Here is a 13,861-nt window from a genome sequence, read left to right on the forward strand (position 1 = left end):
ATCAGAACGGGATATCGTCGTCCAGATCGCGCGCGAAACCGCCGCCGGAGGACTGGCCACCGCGGCCGGAGCTTGCGGGAGCACGGTCGTAATCGTCGCCGTAGCCGCCACCGAAATCACCACCGCCAGCGGGCTGGCCGCCAGAACGGCCGCCACCAAAGCCAGCGCCCTGCCCGCCACCTTCACCCCGGCCGCCCAGCATGGTCAGCGTGGAGTTAAAACCCTGCAGCACGATTTCGGTCGAATAGCGGTCATTGCCGGTCTGGTCCTGCCATTTGCGGGTCTGCAGCTGGCCTTCGATATAAACCGTCGCACCCTTCTTCAGGTATTGCTCTGCCACCTTGCAGAGACCTTCGTTGAAGATCACCACGCTGTGCCACTCGGTCTTTTCCTTGCGCTCGCCGCTGTTGCGGTCGCGCCAGGTCTCAGAGGTCGCGATACGCAGGTTGGCAATCGGCCGGCCGTCCTGCGTCCGACGGATTTCCGGGTCGGCGCCGAGATTGCCGATCAAAATTACCTTGTTGACGCTGCCAGCCATTTTTTCACCTTGTCTGCTGCCGCATGCGGCACGCGAATTTTAAAAACCTTTCCCACTCTACCCCATTGCCGGCGGCGAATGGGTTTTGGAGATCGGTAATCCACAAGCAAATTTGTTCTTTCTTTGTTCTAGTATTCCGCTATGATCCTGTCAACGCCCGGATGCGTAGCACGAATCGAAAAGCCACTCGGCAACGCCTTTCGCCTCGACACCGGCCGATGGATCACTAGATAAGGGACTTGTCCTCCCACAGAGCCTTTTTCACGATGAGCGAACTCAAGACGATTTCCATTCGCGGCGCCCGCGAGCACAATCTCAAGGGCATCGATCTCGACCTGCCCCGCAACAGCCTGATCGTGATGACCGGCCTGTCCGGATCGGGAAAATCATCCCTGGCCTTCGACACCATTTATGCGGAAGGCCAGCGGCGCTATGTCGAGAGCCTGTCGGCCTATGCGCGCCAGTTCCTGGAAATGATGCAGAAACCGGATGTCGACCAGATCGACGGCCTGTCGCCAGCCATTTCCATCGAGCAGAAAACCACGTCGAAAAACCCGCGGTCGACGGTCGGCACCGTCACCGAAATCTACGACTATATGCGCCTTCTGTTTGCGCGCGTCGGCGTGCCCTATTCGCCCGCCACCGGCCTTCCCATCGAAAGCCAGACGGTGAGCCAGATGGTGGACCGGGTTCTCGCCTTCGAGGAAGGCACCCGTCTCTACATTCTCGCGCCGCTCGTGCGCGGCCGCAAGGGCGAGTACAAGAAGGAACTCGCCGACCTGATGAAGAAGGGCTTTCAGCGCGTGAAGGTGGATGGCACCTTCTACGAGATCGCCGAAGCCCCGACGCTCGACAAGAAATACAAGCACGATATCGACGTGGTGGTCGACCGCGTCGTGGTGCGCTCCGATATCGGCGCGCGTCTGGCCGACAGTCTGGAAACGTGCCTGAGACTGGCGGACGGCTTGGCGATTGCCGAATTTGCCGACAAGCCGCTGCCGCCGGAGGAAACCTCTGCTGGCGGCTCGGCCAACAAATCACTCAACGAAACCCACGAGCGGGTTCTGTTTTCGGAAAAATTCGCCTGCCCCGTTTCCGGCTTCACCATTCCGGAGATCGAGCCGCGGCTGTTTTCCTTCAACAACCCGTTTGGCGCCTGCCCGACCTGCGATGGTCTGGGCTCGCAGCAGAAGGTGGATGAGGCACTCATCGTGCCGGAGCCGGAGCGCACGCTGAAGGACGGCGCGATTGCGCCCTGGGCCAAATCCTCCTCGCCCTATTACAACCAGACGCTCGAGGGCCTCGGCAAGGTCTATGGCTTCAAGCTGTCCGACCGCTGGGCGAAGCTGTCGAAGGAGGCGCAGAGCGCCATCCTGCACGGCACCGACGAAAAAATCGAATTTCACTATGTCGATGGCGCCCGCGCCTACAAGACGACGAAGAATTTCGAAGGCATCGTGCCGAATCTCGAGCGCCGCTGGAAGGAAACCGACAGCGCCTGGGCGCGCGAGGAGATCGAGCGCTACATGTCGGCGGCCCCCTGCCCGGCCTGCAACGGCTTTCGCCTGAAGCCGGAAGCGCTTGCGGTGAAGATCGACAAGCTGCACATCGGCGAAGTCACGCAGATGTCGATCAAGGTGGCGCGCGACTGGTTCGAGGACCTGCCGGAGCGTCTGACGTCCAAGCAGAACGAGATTGCCGTGCGTATTCTCAAGGAGATCCGCGAACGCCTGCGGTTCCTCAACGACGTCGGGCTCGATTATCTCAGCCTCTCGCGCAATTCCGGCACGCTGTCCGGCGGTGAAAGCCAGCGCATCCGACTTGCCTCGCAGATCGGCTCGGGTCTGACCGGCGTGCTCTACGTGCTGGACGAACCCTCGATCGGCCTGCACCAGCGCGACAATGCCCGTCTTCTCGACACGCTGAAACACCTGCGCGACATCGGCAATACGGTGCTGGTGGTGGAGCATGACGAGGATGCGATCCTGACGGCCGACTATGTTGTCGATATCGGTCCGGCCGCCGGCATCCATGGTGGCGAGGTGATTGCCGCCGGCACGCCGCAGGAGGTGATGGCGCATCCGAAATCGCTGACGGGCAAATATCTGTCCGGCGAGCTCGGCGTTCCCGTGCCGGCTGAGCGGCGCAAGCCGAAGAAGGGTCGCGAGATCAAGGTGGTCGGCGCCCGGGGCAACAACCTGAAAAATGTCACGGCGGCGGTGCCGCTCGGGCTTTTCACGGCCGTCACCGGCGTGTCCGGCGGCGGAAAATCGACCTTCCTCATCGAAACGCTCTACAAGGCGGCGGCGCGGCGCGTCATGGGTGCCCGGGAAATTCCGGCCGACCACGACCGCATCGACGGTTTCGAATTCATCGACAAGGTGATCGACATCGACCAGTCGCCGATCGGGCGCACGCCGCGCTCCAACCCGGCGACCTATACCGGTGCTTTCACGCCGATCCGCGACTGGTTTTCCGGCCTGCCGGAGGCAAAGGCCCGCGGCTATCAGCCCGGCCGCTTCTCGTTCAACGTCAAGGGGGGCCGCTGCGAAGCCTGCCAGGGCGATGGCGTGATCAAGATCGAGATGCACTTCCTGCCGGATGTCTATGTCACCTGCGACGTCTGCCATGGCAAGCGCTACAATCGCGAGACGCTCGATGTCACCTTCAAGGGCAAGTCGATCGCCGACGTGCTCGACATGACGGTGGAGGAAGGCGTCGACTTCTTCTCGGCAGTGCCGGCCGTGCGCGACAAGCTGCAGGCGCTGTTTGATGTGGGGCTTGGCTATATCAAGGTCGGCCAGCAGGCCAATACGCTCTCGGGCGGCGAGGCGCAGCGCGTGAAGCTTGCCAAGGAACTCTCGAAACGCTCGACCGGCCGCACGCTCTACATCCTCGACGAACCGACGACAGGGCTTCACTTCCACGATGTGGCAAAGCTCCTGGAAATGCTGCACGAACTGGTCAACCAAGGCAATTCGGTCGTCGTCATCGAGCACAATCTCGAAGTCATCAAGACGGCCGACTGGGTCATCGATATCGGCCCGGAAGGCGGAACCGGCGGCGGCGAAGTGGTCGCAACGGGAACGCCGGAAGCCATCGTGAAGGAAAAGCGCTCCTATACGGGCCAGTTCCTCAAGGATCTCCTGGAGCGCCGGCCCGTTCAGAAAATCGAGGCGGCGGAATAAGGATCTGCCGCCGGACCCAGCCCATTGATCGAAAGGCCAACGCATGAGTACATCCGGCATCATCCGCACCGGCATCGGCGGCTGGACCTTCGATCCCTGGGAGGGCACGTTCTATCCGGAAAAGCTCACAAAGAAGCGCCAGCTGGAATTTGCCAGCCGTGAACTCACCGCCATCGAGGTGAACGGTACCTATTATTCCAGCCAGAAGCCGGCGACATTCGCCAAATGGGCGGCGGAGGTGCCGGAGAATTTTGTGTTCTCGCTGAAGGCCAGCCGCTATTGCACCAATCGCAAGGTGCTGGCGGAGGCGGGTCCGTCCATCGAAAAATTCCTGCAGCAGGGCATTGCCGAACTCGGGTCCCATCTCGGCCCCATTCTCTGGCAGTTCATGGGCACGAAGAAATTCGAGCCGGAAGATTTCGAAGCCTTTCTGCAGCAACTGCCGAAGACGCTGGATGGCTTGCCGCTTCGCCATGTGGTGGAGCCGCGCCATGAGAGTTTCTGCACGCCGGAATGCGTGGCGCTCCTGTCGAAATATCAGGTGGCTGCCGTCTGCGCCGATCATGCCGACTATCCGATGTTTGCCGATGTGACAGCCGACTTCGTCTATGCGCGCCTGCAGAAGGGAACGGACGACATGCCAAGCTGCTACCCGCCGAAAGACATAGATCTCTGGGCAAAGCGGTTGAAAACCTATGCAGAGGGCAAGGTGCCCGACGATCTGGCGCTCCATGCGCCGGACCGGCAGGTGCCTGCAAAACCGCGCGACGTCTTTGCCTTCTTCATCTCCGGCGGTAAGGTGAATGCGCCGAACGGCGCCCGTCTGCTGCAGAAGGCTGTGGCGCAGTGATGGTGGACGGGTTGGCCGGCCGCGCCGCCCGCATTCGGATTGCGCAAGCAGGTCCATCGAACTTTGCCGATCTGCAGACGATTGAAAGAGCAGCCTTCGCATCGCTCGCGGCTGCGGGCGGGGTGGCGGGCGAACCGGTGGTAAGCGCCAAGGACGATCTGCAAGCCTATTGCGACTCAGGCTTTTTGCTGGCCGCCTTTGATGCCGAAAGACCGGTTGCCTTTGCGGGTGGGCTGGTTCTGCACGATCGGCTGCATGTGGCGGAAATGGATGTCCATCCCGACTGGCAGCGCCTGGGTCTTGGCACGCGATTGCTGGAGGCACTGCTTGAGGCGGCAAAGGTCCGTCCCCTGCGCGGCGCTTCGCTGACGACGGATCGCTGGGTGCCGTTCAATGCGCCTTTCTACCGGCGCTTCGGCTTTGTCATTGTCGAGGCAAAAGACTGTCCGGATCACCTGGGAAAGATTGTGGCCCGGGAGGTGCGCATGGGTATTGATCCGCTGCGTCGGGTTGCCATGCTCCTTGATTTTTCCTGAGACGGATCAGGGACAAAGAGGCGGCGGGCCATCCAGCGGCCGCACCCGTTCCAGTAGCGTTTCCGCCGTCATGCCCGGACCGAGTTCCGCGGCCGCCCGGCCGTGCAGCCAGACGCCGGCCGCTGCCGCTTGGAAGGCGGGAACGCCCTGCGCCAGAAGCGCTCCGATGATACCGGCGAGAACGTCGCCGGAGCCGGCCGTCGCAAGCCAGGGCGGCGCCGTACCGTTGATCAGCACGCGGCCGTCCGGCGCTGCAATCACCGTGTCCGCCCCCTTATAGACGATGACACCGCCGGCCCGTTCCGCCGCCGCCAGGGCCCGCTCCACCTTGCCGCGCCGCCCGTCGGCGCCAAGATCCTGGAAGAGCCTGCCGAATTCGCCCTCATGCGGTGTCAGCACCAAGCGTGTTTGTCCCTCCCGAAACAGGTCGAACAGTTCCTGCGGATGGCTGGCGAAAGAGGTGATCGCATCGGCATCCGCGACCAGCGGATAGCGGGCCACGGCGCGGGCAAATTCCCGGGCGCGCTCGCCGACGCCGAACCCCGGGCCCAGCACGAAGGCGGAGATTTTTGCGCTTTCGCACCACTGGCGGAGTTCTTCGACCGTATCCACGGCGCGCAGCATCACTGCCGTCAGCGCGCTGGCCTGCACGGCCATCGCCGCCTGCGGCGCGGCAACTGTCACCAGACCGGCGCCGGCGCTGAGGCCCGCAGCCGCCGACAGGCGGGCGGCGCCGGTATGGGAGGGGCCGCCGCTGAAGACGGCCAGATGCCCGCGCGTATATTTGTGCGTGACCGCACTGAGACGCGGCAGGTCCTCGCCCCAGATCCCCGGGCCGTTCACCGCCAGACCGCCGGACACAGCCCGAATGATGCGGTGTGGGATGCCGATGTCGAAAACCTCGATCTCACCGCAGAGATCACGCCCCGGCATCAGCTGATGGCCGGGCTTGCGGGTCATGAACGTCACCGTCCGCGCAGCCTGAAAGGCCGCCCCCAGCACCAGACCACGCGCCCCGCACAGGCCAGACGGCAGATCGACGGCAAGGACCGGACATCCCGCCTCCGCTACGGTGCCGATCAGTCGGGCCACCTCTTCCGGAACCTCGCGCGACAGGCCGGCCCCGAACAGGGCGTCGATCACCACATCGCCGGCCTGCGGCCGGTATGCTGCAAGCGCGGCCGTGGGGATGGGGCAAAGATCGAACGCCTGCCGCGCATCCCCCTTCAGCCCTGACGGATCAGAAAGCGAATGGACGATGACCTCGGCGCCAGCCTCGCTGAGGGCCCGCGCGGCGACATAGCCATCGCCGCCATTGTTGCCGGGACCGCAGAGAACTGCAAAGCGACGCGCGCCCGGATAGGCGCGAAGCGCGCTCGCCGCCACCGCTTGGCCGGCCCTTTCCATCAGATCAAAGGAGGGGATGCCGGACGCTGCGGCTGCCGCATCCGCTCGTACCATTTCGTCGGGGGTGAGCAGAATTGATGCAAATGGAACCATGCCACCATTCAAGCGCAGGCAGCCGAAAACGCAACCCCGAATTTCCGGCAATAAATGCCTTATTTTCATGCATTTGAATAATTATACGCCACCACGATGTCGCAGTTTGCTCAACAGGTCAAAAGCACGATGGGAAGTTTCCACACAGGTCTTGCCACAGGCATCGCGAAACCATAGCCTGCCATGTGCATGCCAGCCAAGCTGCAATGGCTTGGCAGCCGGCAGAGGATTTCTGCCAAACTCGTCCTGGTTTGGCACGATACCTGCATCAACAAGGGCGAGCGGGCAATGGCCTGCTCCCAAGGGAGAAGCGGAGAGATATTTTCTCATGAAAAAGATCGAAGCGATCATCAAGCCTTTCAAACTCGACGAAGTTAAGGAAGCGCTTCAAGAGGTCGGACTGCAGGGTATCACGGTGACGGAAGCCAAGGGCTTCGGACGCCAGAAGGGACATACGGAGCTTTACCGCGGCGCGGAATACGTCGTGGACTTCCTGCCGAAGGTGAAGGTCGAAGTCGTTCTGGCCGACGAAAACGTCGATGCCGTGATCGACGCCATCCGCAATGCGGCCCAGACTGGACGCATCGGCGACGGCAAGATATTCGTATCCAACGTGGAAGAAGTCGTGCGTATCCGCACCGGTGAAACCGGGGTGGACGCCATCTGATCCTGCGCCACAAATCCGGCTTCAAAGAACCGGATAGAGCCACTATTTCATAATCCAAGGGAGAGACCATGACGACCGCAAGCGACATCATGAAACAGATCAAGGAGAACGACGTCAAGTTCGTCGATCTGCGCTTCACCGACCCCAAGGGCAAGCTGCAGCACGTCACGATGGATGTCGCGGCGGTTGACGAAGACATGTTCGCCGATGGCGTCATGTTCGACGGCTCGTCCATCGGCGGCTGGAAGGCCATCAACGAGTCCGACATGGTGCTGATGCCGGATCCGGCAACGGTTCACATGGACCCGTTCTTCGCCCAGTCGACCATGGTCGTCATGTGCGACATTCTCGACCCGGTCTCGGGCGAAGCCTACAACCGTGATCCGCGCGGCACCGCCAAGAAGGCCGAAGCCTATCTGAAGGCATCCGGTATCGGCGACACGGTCTTCGTCGGTCCTGAGCCGGAATTCTTCGTCTTCGACGACGTCAAGTACAAGGCGGACCCCTACAACACCGGCTTCAAGCTGGATTCGTCGGAACTGCCGTCGAACGACGACACCGATTACGAGACCGGCAACCTCGGCCACCGGCCGCGCGTCAAGGGCGGCTATTTCCCGGTTCCGCCGGTCGACAGCCTGCAGGATATGCGCTCGGAAATGCTGACGGTTCTCGCCGAAATGGGCGTGGTCGTTGAAAAGCATCACCACGAAGTGGCGTCTGCCCAGCACGAGCTCGGCGTGAAGTTCGACACGCTGGTGCGCAATGCAGACAAGATGCAGATCTACAAATATGTCGTGCATCAGGTCGCAAACGCCTATGGCAAGACGGCCACCTTCATGCCGAAGCCGATCTATGGCGACAACGGCTCGGGCATGCACGTGCACCAGTCGATCTGGAAGGACGGCAAGCCGACCTTTGCCGGCGACGAATATGCCGGCCTGTCGGAAACCTGCCTCTACTACATCGGCGGCATCATCAAGCATGCCAAGGCCATCAACGCCTTCACCAACCCGACGACCAACTCCTACAAGCGTCTGGTTCCAGGCTATGAAGCCCCGGTTCTGCTCGCCTATTCGGCCCGCAACCGTTCGGCCTCCTGCCGCATTCCGTTCGGCTCCGGCCCGAAGGCCAAGCGCGTCGAAGTGCGCTTCCCCGATCCCGCGCAGAACCCCTATCTCGGCTTTGCTGCCATGCTGATGGCCGGCCTCGACGGTATCAAGAACAAGATCCATCCGGGCAAGGCCATGGACAAGGATCTCTACGACCTGCCGCCGAAGGAGCTGAAGAAGATCCCGACCGTCTGCGCCAGCCTGCGCGAAGCGCTCGACAGCCTCGACAAGGATCGCAAATTCCTGACCGCCGGCGGCGTGTTCGATGACGACCAGATCGATGCCTATATCGAACTGAAGATGCAGGAAGTCATGCGTTTCGAAATGACCCCGCATCCGGTCGAATTCGACATGTATTACTCGATCTGATCACCGCTTGCGGCAGACCGGAAGAAGTGGAACCGGCAGGCATCGCCTGCCGGTTTTTTCGTGGACACATCCCACACGCGCTTTTTGCCGCGGCGCACAAAAAAGACGGTGTTTCCCGCCTCAAAACCTCAAATGTGCTGGTGCCTGCGCCCTCTTGATGTCAGTTTGATGAATGACCACATGTCATGCGAAAGGACGTTCGCATCATGAAACAGAGAAGCGCAAAGTTTACGATTGGTGAAGTGGTTCGCCACAAGGTGTTTCCGTTCCGCGGCATCGTGTTTGATGTCGATCCCGAATTTGCCAACACCGAGGAATGGTGGAACTCGATCCCGGCCGAAATCCGTCCCCACAAGGACCAGCCGTTTTACCACCTGCTCGCGGAAAACGACGAAACGGCCTATGTCGCCTATGTGTCGGAACAAAACCTCATCCACGATGAGAGCGGGGAGCCCCTGCGCAATCCGCATGTGTCGCAGATTTTCGATCGCGCCCCGTCCGGGCAGCTGCGCCCGAAAGCCATCCTGGCCCACTGACCGACACGGTCCTGTCGCACGATAGGGCCATTAAAAAACGACGCTGCGGTGGCCGCAGCGTCGTTTGGAATTCAGTCGACGACCGTCGGGTCCGTCGTATCAGTTGCCGGCCTTGGCAGCGTTCTGCGCGTCTTCCAACTTCTTGCGGGCTTCTTCCGCCTTCTTCTGCATGCCTTCCTGGAGGCTGCGCTGGCTTTCGGCGAGCTGCGACTGCGAGATTGCCGGACCATCGAAGACGCCGGTGAAGCCGTTCAGCGCAACCTTGATCGGGTTCGGCGCACGGCGAAAATTGATCGAGGTGAAGACCACCTCATTGCCCTTCTTCAGGCTGGCGATCATCGGATCCGTCAGCGGAATTTCAGCCGTGCAACGGTCGGGGATGCAAAGAACGTAATCGAGCTTCTGGCCCTTGCCACCATCGATCTGCATCATCACGCCCGGCTGAATGAGGCGAGCGGAGGGAACCGAGACCTGCAGGATCTTGCGGTTGACCTTGCCTTCGACCGTGATCAGGCCAACGGCGGTGATCAACTGTCCGTTCTGCGACAGAAGCACGTTCTGCACGGCGCAGACATCGCTGTCGTCCTGCTTTTCGCACGTCTTGAACCAGCCGAGCGGCGGAGCGCCTGCCGGTGCTGCAGCATTCTGCGCGAAAGCGGCGACCGGAAGTGCGCCGATGGAAAGTGCCAAAGCGGACATCGCCGTCCGCAGAACCTTGTTTGCCTTAAGCATCATACCAGAATCCGTCTCCTGAAAGCGGTTTTTTGGAGCAGTTGTCACCGCTCCGCGCCGGGGTCTTGGTCCACCACCTGTCGTTTAAATGAGGCAATTGAATGACCCGCGTGTTCGGGCGAATCTGTTACATCGCAGCGCCTGCGATATCCAGCACTAGTTTTGAAATTCGCTGGCTCCCCTCCAACTTTCCGGCCGCTATATTGGTCTTTGTCCGGCCTATGCGCTAGTTTGAGCCCGAATCGTCGAGAAGACCGAGAGGTATAGGATGCGCCGTCTGATCACCCTGTCGCTGGCAACCCTTCTGCTGGCCGGCCCGTTTGCCACGGGCCCCGCAGGCGCTGCACCCCAGCACGGGCTTGCCATGCATGGCGAGCCGGCGCTGCCACCCGGTTTCCAGCATTTTCCTTACGTCAATCCGGATGTGAAGAAGGGCGGCAGCATCGCCTACGGCGTGGTCGGCACCTTCGACAGCCTGAACCCTTTCAACCTGAAAAGCATCCGCACCACAGCCCGCGGCATCTGGGACAATATCTTCGGCAATCTGATCTACGAGACGCTGATGGTGCGCTCCTCCGACGAGCCGTTTACGCTCTACGGACTCCTGGCCGAAAGCGTCGAGACGGACGAGGCGCGCAGCTTCATCCAGTTCAACCTCAACCCGAAAGCCAAATGGTCCGACGGAGAACCGGTGACGCCCGAGGATGTGATGTTCTCGCTCGAAGTGCTGCGCGACAAGGGACGCACCCCGTTCAGCGCCCGCATGGTCCCGATCGAAAAAATGGAAAAGGTCGGCGAGCATGGCGTGCGCTTCACCTTCAATGGCAAGGCCGACCGCGAGTTTCCGCTCATCCTGGCAACCGGCACGCCGATCCTGCCCAAACACGCGGTGGATGTAGCCAGTTTCGACCAGTCGACGCTGAAGACACCGGTGGCGTCCGGCCCCTACCGCATCGCCTCGGTGCAGCCGGGGCAGAAGATTGTCTACGAGCGACGGCCCGACTACTGGGGGAAGGACATTCCCTCCAAGGTGGGTTTTGACAATTACGACCAGATTTCGGTTGAATATTTCCTGCAGGAAAACAGCCTGTTCGAGGCCTTCAAGAAGGGCGCGATCAACGTCTATCTCGAGGGCAACCCCACCCACTGGGCGCGCGCCTATGATTTTCCGGCGGTCAGCAGCGGCGATGTTGTGAAGGACGTCTTTTCGCCGAAACTGCCGACCGGCATGCTGGGCTTCGTCTTCAACCTGCGCCGCCCGATGTTCTACAATCCGGATGTGCGCGCGGCCCTGACGCTTGCGTTTGATTTCGAATGGGCCAACCGCAACCTCTTCGATGGCGCCTATACCCGCACGCAAAGCTACTGGCAGAATTCCGAGCTTTCCTCGCTTGGCCATGCCGCCGACGACAAGGAACTGGCGCTTCTGGGGCAGGCAAAGGACCGGATACCCGCCGATATTCTCGCCGGCACCTCCATGCTGCCGCAGACCGATGGCTCCGGCGGTGACCGCAAGGTGCTGCGCCAGGTGGTGGAGCGGCTGAAAAAGGCCGGCTACGCCATCGACAAGGGCCGCATGGTCGATGGCAGCGGGCGTCCGCTTGCCTTCGAAATCATGACGCAAAGTGCCGACCAGGAAAAGGTCGCCATCGCCTTCCAGCGCACGCTGAAGATGATCGGCGTCGAAGCCTCGATCCGCACCGTCGATGATTCGCAGTACCAGGCCCGCTCGGGCAGTTTCGATTACGACGTGATCATGAAGTCCTACCCCTCGTCGCTGTCGCCCGGCATCGAGCAGGTCGGGCGCTGGGCGTCCGATTCAAAGGACCGGCAGGGCAGTTTCAATTTTGCAGGCCTTGCTGATCCGGTTGTCGACCGCGTCATCCAGGCCATGCTGAACGCCCGCTCGAAAGAGGATTTCACCACGGCCGTGCGCGCCTATGACCGGCTGCTGCTGGCCGGCTTCTACATGGTGCCACTCTACCACATCCCCGAGCAGTGGGTGGCGCGCTGGCGCACCATTGCCCATCCCGATACGGTGCCGCTCTACGGCTACCAGCTGCCCACCTGGTGGGATGTCCGTGCGCAATAGCGCCGGTCTCGCCTCGCCCTCTTGAAGGACCCTTGCAATGGAAAAACTGACAATCGATCTCGTTTCGGACGTGGTCTGCCCCTGGTGCTATCTCGGCAAGGCGCGGCTGGAACTGGCGATCGCCGAGGTGCAGGACGAGGTCGGCATCGACATCAACTGGCGCCCCTATCGTCTTAATCCCGATTATCCGGCTGAAGGCGTCGACCAGAAGGCCGCACTCGAGGCAAAGCTCGGCGGCGCAGAGGCCGTGAAGCGCGGGCACGAGATGCTGACCGGGCTCGGCCGCGAGGTGGGTATCGCCTTTGATTTCGATGCGATCCGCATCGGCCCCAATACGCTGGACGCCCATCGGCTGATCCATTGGGCGATGATCGAGGGACGCGAGATCCAGGACAAGGTGGTCGACCGCCTGTTCAAGGCCAACTTCGAAGAGGGCAAAAATGTCGGCGACCATGCGGTGCTGCTGGCCATTGCCGAGGAGGCCGGCCTCGATCGCAGCGTCATTGCACCGCTTCTCGCCTCCGACGCCGACAAGGATACGGTGATTGCGGAAATCGAGGCGGCGCAGAAAATGGGCGTCAACGGCGTGCCCTTCTTCATCATCGACCAGCAATATGCCGTGAGCGGCGCCCAGACGCCGGATGTGCTGGCCAACGCCTTTCGCGAGATTGCCAAGGCCAAAGCCGAGGCCCGCGCCGGCATGAACTGAAACAGTCTCGTCTTTTGCCAAGCGCGATTGACGGGCCCGTCCATCGGACCTATCCCGGCAGGATAAGAACCTTGCCGGGATTTTTTGTGTGCGCGCCTCCGATTCGACCCTGAAGGGCGTCCTGATCGCCTTTGCCTGCTTTGCCGCCTACTCCTTCAGCGATGCCTCCATCAAACTGGTGGAGGGGCGCGTACCGCCCTTCCAGGCGGGCTTCATCGGAACCCTGGTCGGCGTCCTGGCCGTGCCCTTCCTTCTCAAATCCGGCGATCGCTGGACGGACATGGTGCGCACCACCAACCGCCCGCTCTGGCTGCTGCGCTTCTTCTGCTCGGCCATCGGCACCGTCGGCAGCATTGTCGCCTTCACGCATCTGTCGATGGCGGAAGCCTTCTGCCTGATCTTCCTGCTGCCGTCCTTTGCCACGATCATGTCGGTGATCTTCTTGAAGGACAAGGTCGGCGCAAAGCGCTGGGCGGCCGTGGCGCTCGGCTTTCTGGGAGTTCTGGTGGTGCTGCGTCCCGGCTTTCGCGAGCTGTCGTTTGCGCATCTGACAGCGCTCGCCTCCGGCTTTACCGCAGCCATATCCGTCATCATCTATCGCTATCTGGGACCGAGCGAAAAGAACATCTCGATGTATGGCGCCGGTCTTCTCGGCGGCATCAGCGTCTGCGCGGTCGCCATGCTGCCGAACCTCATGATGCCCGGCGCCTACGACATCCTGCTGATCGTCATCTTCGGCCTCCTCGCCGCCGTCGGCACCGTGCTTCTGATGGTTGCCTCCTTCTACGCGCCTGCGGCCGTCGTCACCCCCATCCAGTACAGCCAGATGCTCTGGGCGATCCTGCTCGGCTACCTCATCTTCGGCGATGGCGTGGATCTCTGGATGGGCGTCGGCATCGCCCTTATCGTCGGCTCGGGCCTGCTCACCCTGTCACGCGAACGCACCCGCGGTGTCGCCCTTCCCCCGCCCGTTGCCGGTCAGAGCGAAGCAACGCTTGCAGTGAAGCCGGAATCGGGCGACACGCGCGGCTGAGG

The 13,861-nt window shown here is 61.7% G+C and carries 13 protein-coding genes; 9 read left to right on the forward strand and 4 right to left on the reverse strand.

What is annotated here, in order from left to right; translation table 11 throughout:
• Nucleotide 1: 1 nt before the first annotated feature.
• Nucleotides 2-538: a single-stranded DNA-binding protein gene (locus J2858_RS12430; protein ID WP_210105112.1), complete on the reverse strand. Its 537-nt coding sequence runs from the start codon at nt 536-538 to the stop codon at nt 2-4.
• 266 nt (nt 539-804) lie between these two features.
• On the opposite strand from J2858_RS12430, the gene uvrA reads away from it, so the two are divergent.
• From uvrA to J2858_RS12445, 3 genes are read left to right on the forward strand one after another with little or no spacing between them, the layout of a single operon-like run.
• Nucleotides 805-3,726: an excinuclease ABC subunit UvrA gene (gene uvrA, locus J2858_RS12435; RefSeq protein WP_210105113.1), complete on the forward strand. Its 2,922-nt coding sequence runs from the start codon at nt 805-807 to the stop codon at nt 3,724-3,726.
• 43 nt (nt 3,727-3,769) lie between these two features.
• Nucleotides 3,770-4,576: a DUF72 domain-containing protein gene (locus J2858_RS12440; protein ID WP_210105114.1), complete on the forward strand. Its 807-nt coding sequence runs from the start codon at nt 3,770-3,772 to the stop codon at nt 4,574-4,576.
• Nucleotides 4,576-5,112 carry a GNAT family N-acetyltransferase gene (locus J2858_RS12445; protein WP_210105115.1) on the forward strand — a complete coding sequence of 179 codons (537 nt, stop codon included), beginning with the start codon at nt 4,576-4,578 and terminating at the stop codon, nt 5,110-5,112. Before J2858_RS12440 ends, J2858_RS12445 begins: the two co-directional genes overlap by 1 nt.
• 6 nt (nt 5,113-5,118) lie before the next feature.
• Here J2858_RS12445 and J2858_RS12450 read toward each other — a convergent pair whose 3' ends face one another.
• Both J2858_RS12450 and J2858_RS12455 read right to left on the reverse strand, forming a co-directional pair.
• On the reverse strand, nt 5,119-6,612 hold the full coding sequence (locus J2858_RS12450; RefSeq protein ID WP_210105116.1) for an NAD(P)H-hydrate dehydratase: 1,494 nt from the start codon (nt 6,610-6,612) through the stop codon (nt 5,119-5,121).
• An 81-nt stretch (nt 6,613-6,693) separates the two neighbouring features.
• On the reverse strand, nt 6,694-6,963 hold the full coding sequence (locus J2858_RS12455) for a hypothetical protein (protein ID WP_210105117.1): 270 nt from the start codon (nt 6,961-6,963) through the stop codon (nt 6,694-6,696).
• Here J2858_RS12455 and J2858_RS12460 point away from each other — a divergent pair.
• The 3 genes from J2858_RS12460 to hspQ all read left to right on the forward strand — a co-directional run bounded on the left by J2858_RS12460 (nt 6,941) and on the right by hspQ (nt 9,293).
• Complete coding sequence (locus J2858_RS12460) at nt 6,941-7,279, forward strand: P-II family nitrogen regulator (protein ID WP_062554525.1); 339 nt, start codon at nt 6,941-6,943, stop codon at nt 7,277-7,279. The genes J2858_RS12455 and J2858_RS12460 overlap by 23 nt on opposite strands.
• Nucleotides 7,280-7,347: 68 nt before the next feature.
• Nucleotides 7,348-8,757 (forward strand): type I glutamate--ammonia ligase, encoded by a 1,410-nt coding sequence (glnA, locus tag J2858_RS12465; RefSeq protein ID WP_210105118.1) that lies wholly within the window; start codon nt 7,348-7,350, stop codon nt 8,755-8,757.
• A gap of 206 nt (nt 8,758-8,963) precedes the next feature.
• Entirely contained in the window at nt 8,964-9,293 is a 330-nt protein-coding gene (hspQ, locus tag J2858_RS12470) for a heat shock protein HspQ (protein ID WP_210105119.1), read from the forward strand.
• A 99-nt stretch (nt 9,294-9,392) separates the two neighbouring features.
• Here the strand turns inward: hspQ and J2858_RS12475 are convergent, their stop codons facing one another.
• A complete protein-coding gene (locus tag J2858_RS12475) occupies nt 9,393-10,028 on the reverse strand; it encodes an invasion associated locus B family protein (protein WP_210105120.1) in 636 nt (211 codons plus the stop codon).
• A gap of 265 nt (nt 10,029-10,293) precedes the next feature.
• On the opposite strand from J2858_RS12475, the gene J2858_RS12480 reads away from it, so the two are divergent.
• The 3 genes from J2858_RS12480 to J2858_RS12490 all read left to right on the forward strand — a co-directional run bounded on the left by J2858_RS12480 (nt 10,294) and on the right by J2858_RS12490 (nt 13,859).
• The gene (locus J2858_RS12480) at nt 10,294-12,117 is read left to right on the forward strand and encodes an extracellular solute-binding protein (RefSeq protein ID WP_210105121.1); all 1,824 of its coding nucleotides are present in this window, start codon (nt 10,294-10,296) and stop codon (nt 12,115-12,117) included.
• Nucleotides 12,118-12,154: 37 nt separating this feature from the next.
• Nucleotides 12,155-12,826, forward strand: a complete 672-nt coding sequence (locus J2858_RS12485) for a DsbA family oxidoreductase (RefSeq protein WP_210105122.1) — start codon at nt 12,155-12,157, stop codon at nt 12,824-12,826.
• 88 nt (nt 12,827-12,914) lie between these two features.
• On the forward strand, nt 12,915-13,859 hold the full coding sequence (locus J2858_RS12490) for a DMT family transporter (RefSeq protein WP_210105123.1): 945 nt from the start codon (nt 12,915-12,917) through the stop codon (nt 13,857-13,859).
• Nucleotides 13,860-13,861: the final 2 nt, after the last annotated feature.

This window comes from Neorhizobium galegae (assembly GCF_017877135.1).
Classification (GTDB): domain Bacteria; phylum Pseudomonadota; class Alphaproteobacteria; order Rhizobiales; family Rhizobiaceae; genus Neorhizobium; species Neorhizobium galegae_A.

Excerpts from the sequence above, each read along its gene's own strand:
- J2858_RS12475 (WP_210105120.1), bottom strand. The coding sequence starts at position 10,028 with ATGATGCTTAAGGCAAACAAGGTTCTGCGGACGGCGATGTCCGCTTTG.
- uvrA (WP_210105113.1), top strand. The coding sequence starts at position 805 with ATGAGCGAACTCAAGACGATTTCCATTCGCGGCGCCCGCGAGCACAAT.
- J2858_RS12440 (WP_210105114.1), top strand. The coding sequence starts at position 3,770 with ATGAGTACATCCGGCATCATCCGCACCGGCATCGGCGGCTGGACCTTC.
- J2858_RS12485 (WP_210105122.1), top strand. The coding sequence starts at position 12,155 with ATGGAAAAACTGACAATCGATCTCGTTTCGGACGTGGTCTGCCCCTGG.
- J2858_RS12460 (WP_062554525.1), top strand. The coding sequence starts at position 6,941 with ATGAAAAAGATCGAAGCGATCATCAAGCCTTTCAAACTCGACGAAGTT.
- J2858_RS12480 (WP_210105121.1), top strand. The coding sequence starts at position 10,294 with ATGCGCCGTCTGATCACCCTGTCGCTGGCAACCCTTCTGCTGGCCGGC.
- glnA (WP_210105118.1), top strand. The coding sequence starts at position 7,348 with ATGACGACCGCAAGCGACATCATGAAACAGATCAAGGAGAACGACGTC.
- J2858_RS12455 (WP_210105117.1), bottom strand. The coding sequence starts at position 6,963 with ATGATCGCTTCGATCTTTTTCATGAGAAAATATCTCTCCGCTTCTCCC.
- hspQ (WP_210105119.1), top strand. The coding sequence starts at position 8,964 with ATGAAACAGAGAAGCGCAAAGTTTACGATTGGTGAAGTGGTTCGCCAC.
- J2858_RS12445 (WP_210105115.1), top strand. The coding sequence starts at position 4,576 with ATGGTGGACGGGTTGGCCGGCCGCGCCGCCCGCATTCGGATTGCGCAA.
- J2858_RS12430 (WP_210105112.1), bottom strand. The coding sequence starts at position 538 with ATGGCTGGCAGCGTCAACAAGGTAATTTTGATCGGCAATCTCGGCGCC.
- J2858_RS12450 (WP_210105116.1), bottom strand. The coding sequence starts at position 6,612 with ATGGTTCCATTTGCATCAATTCTGCTCACCCCCGACGAAATGGTACGA.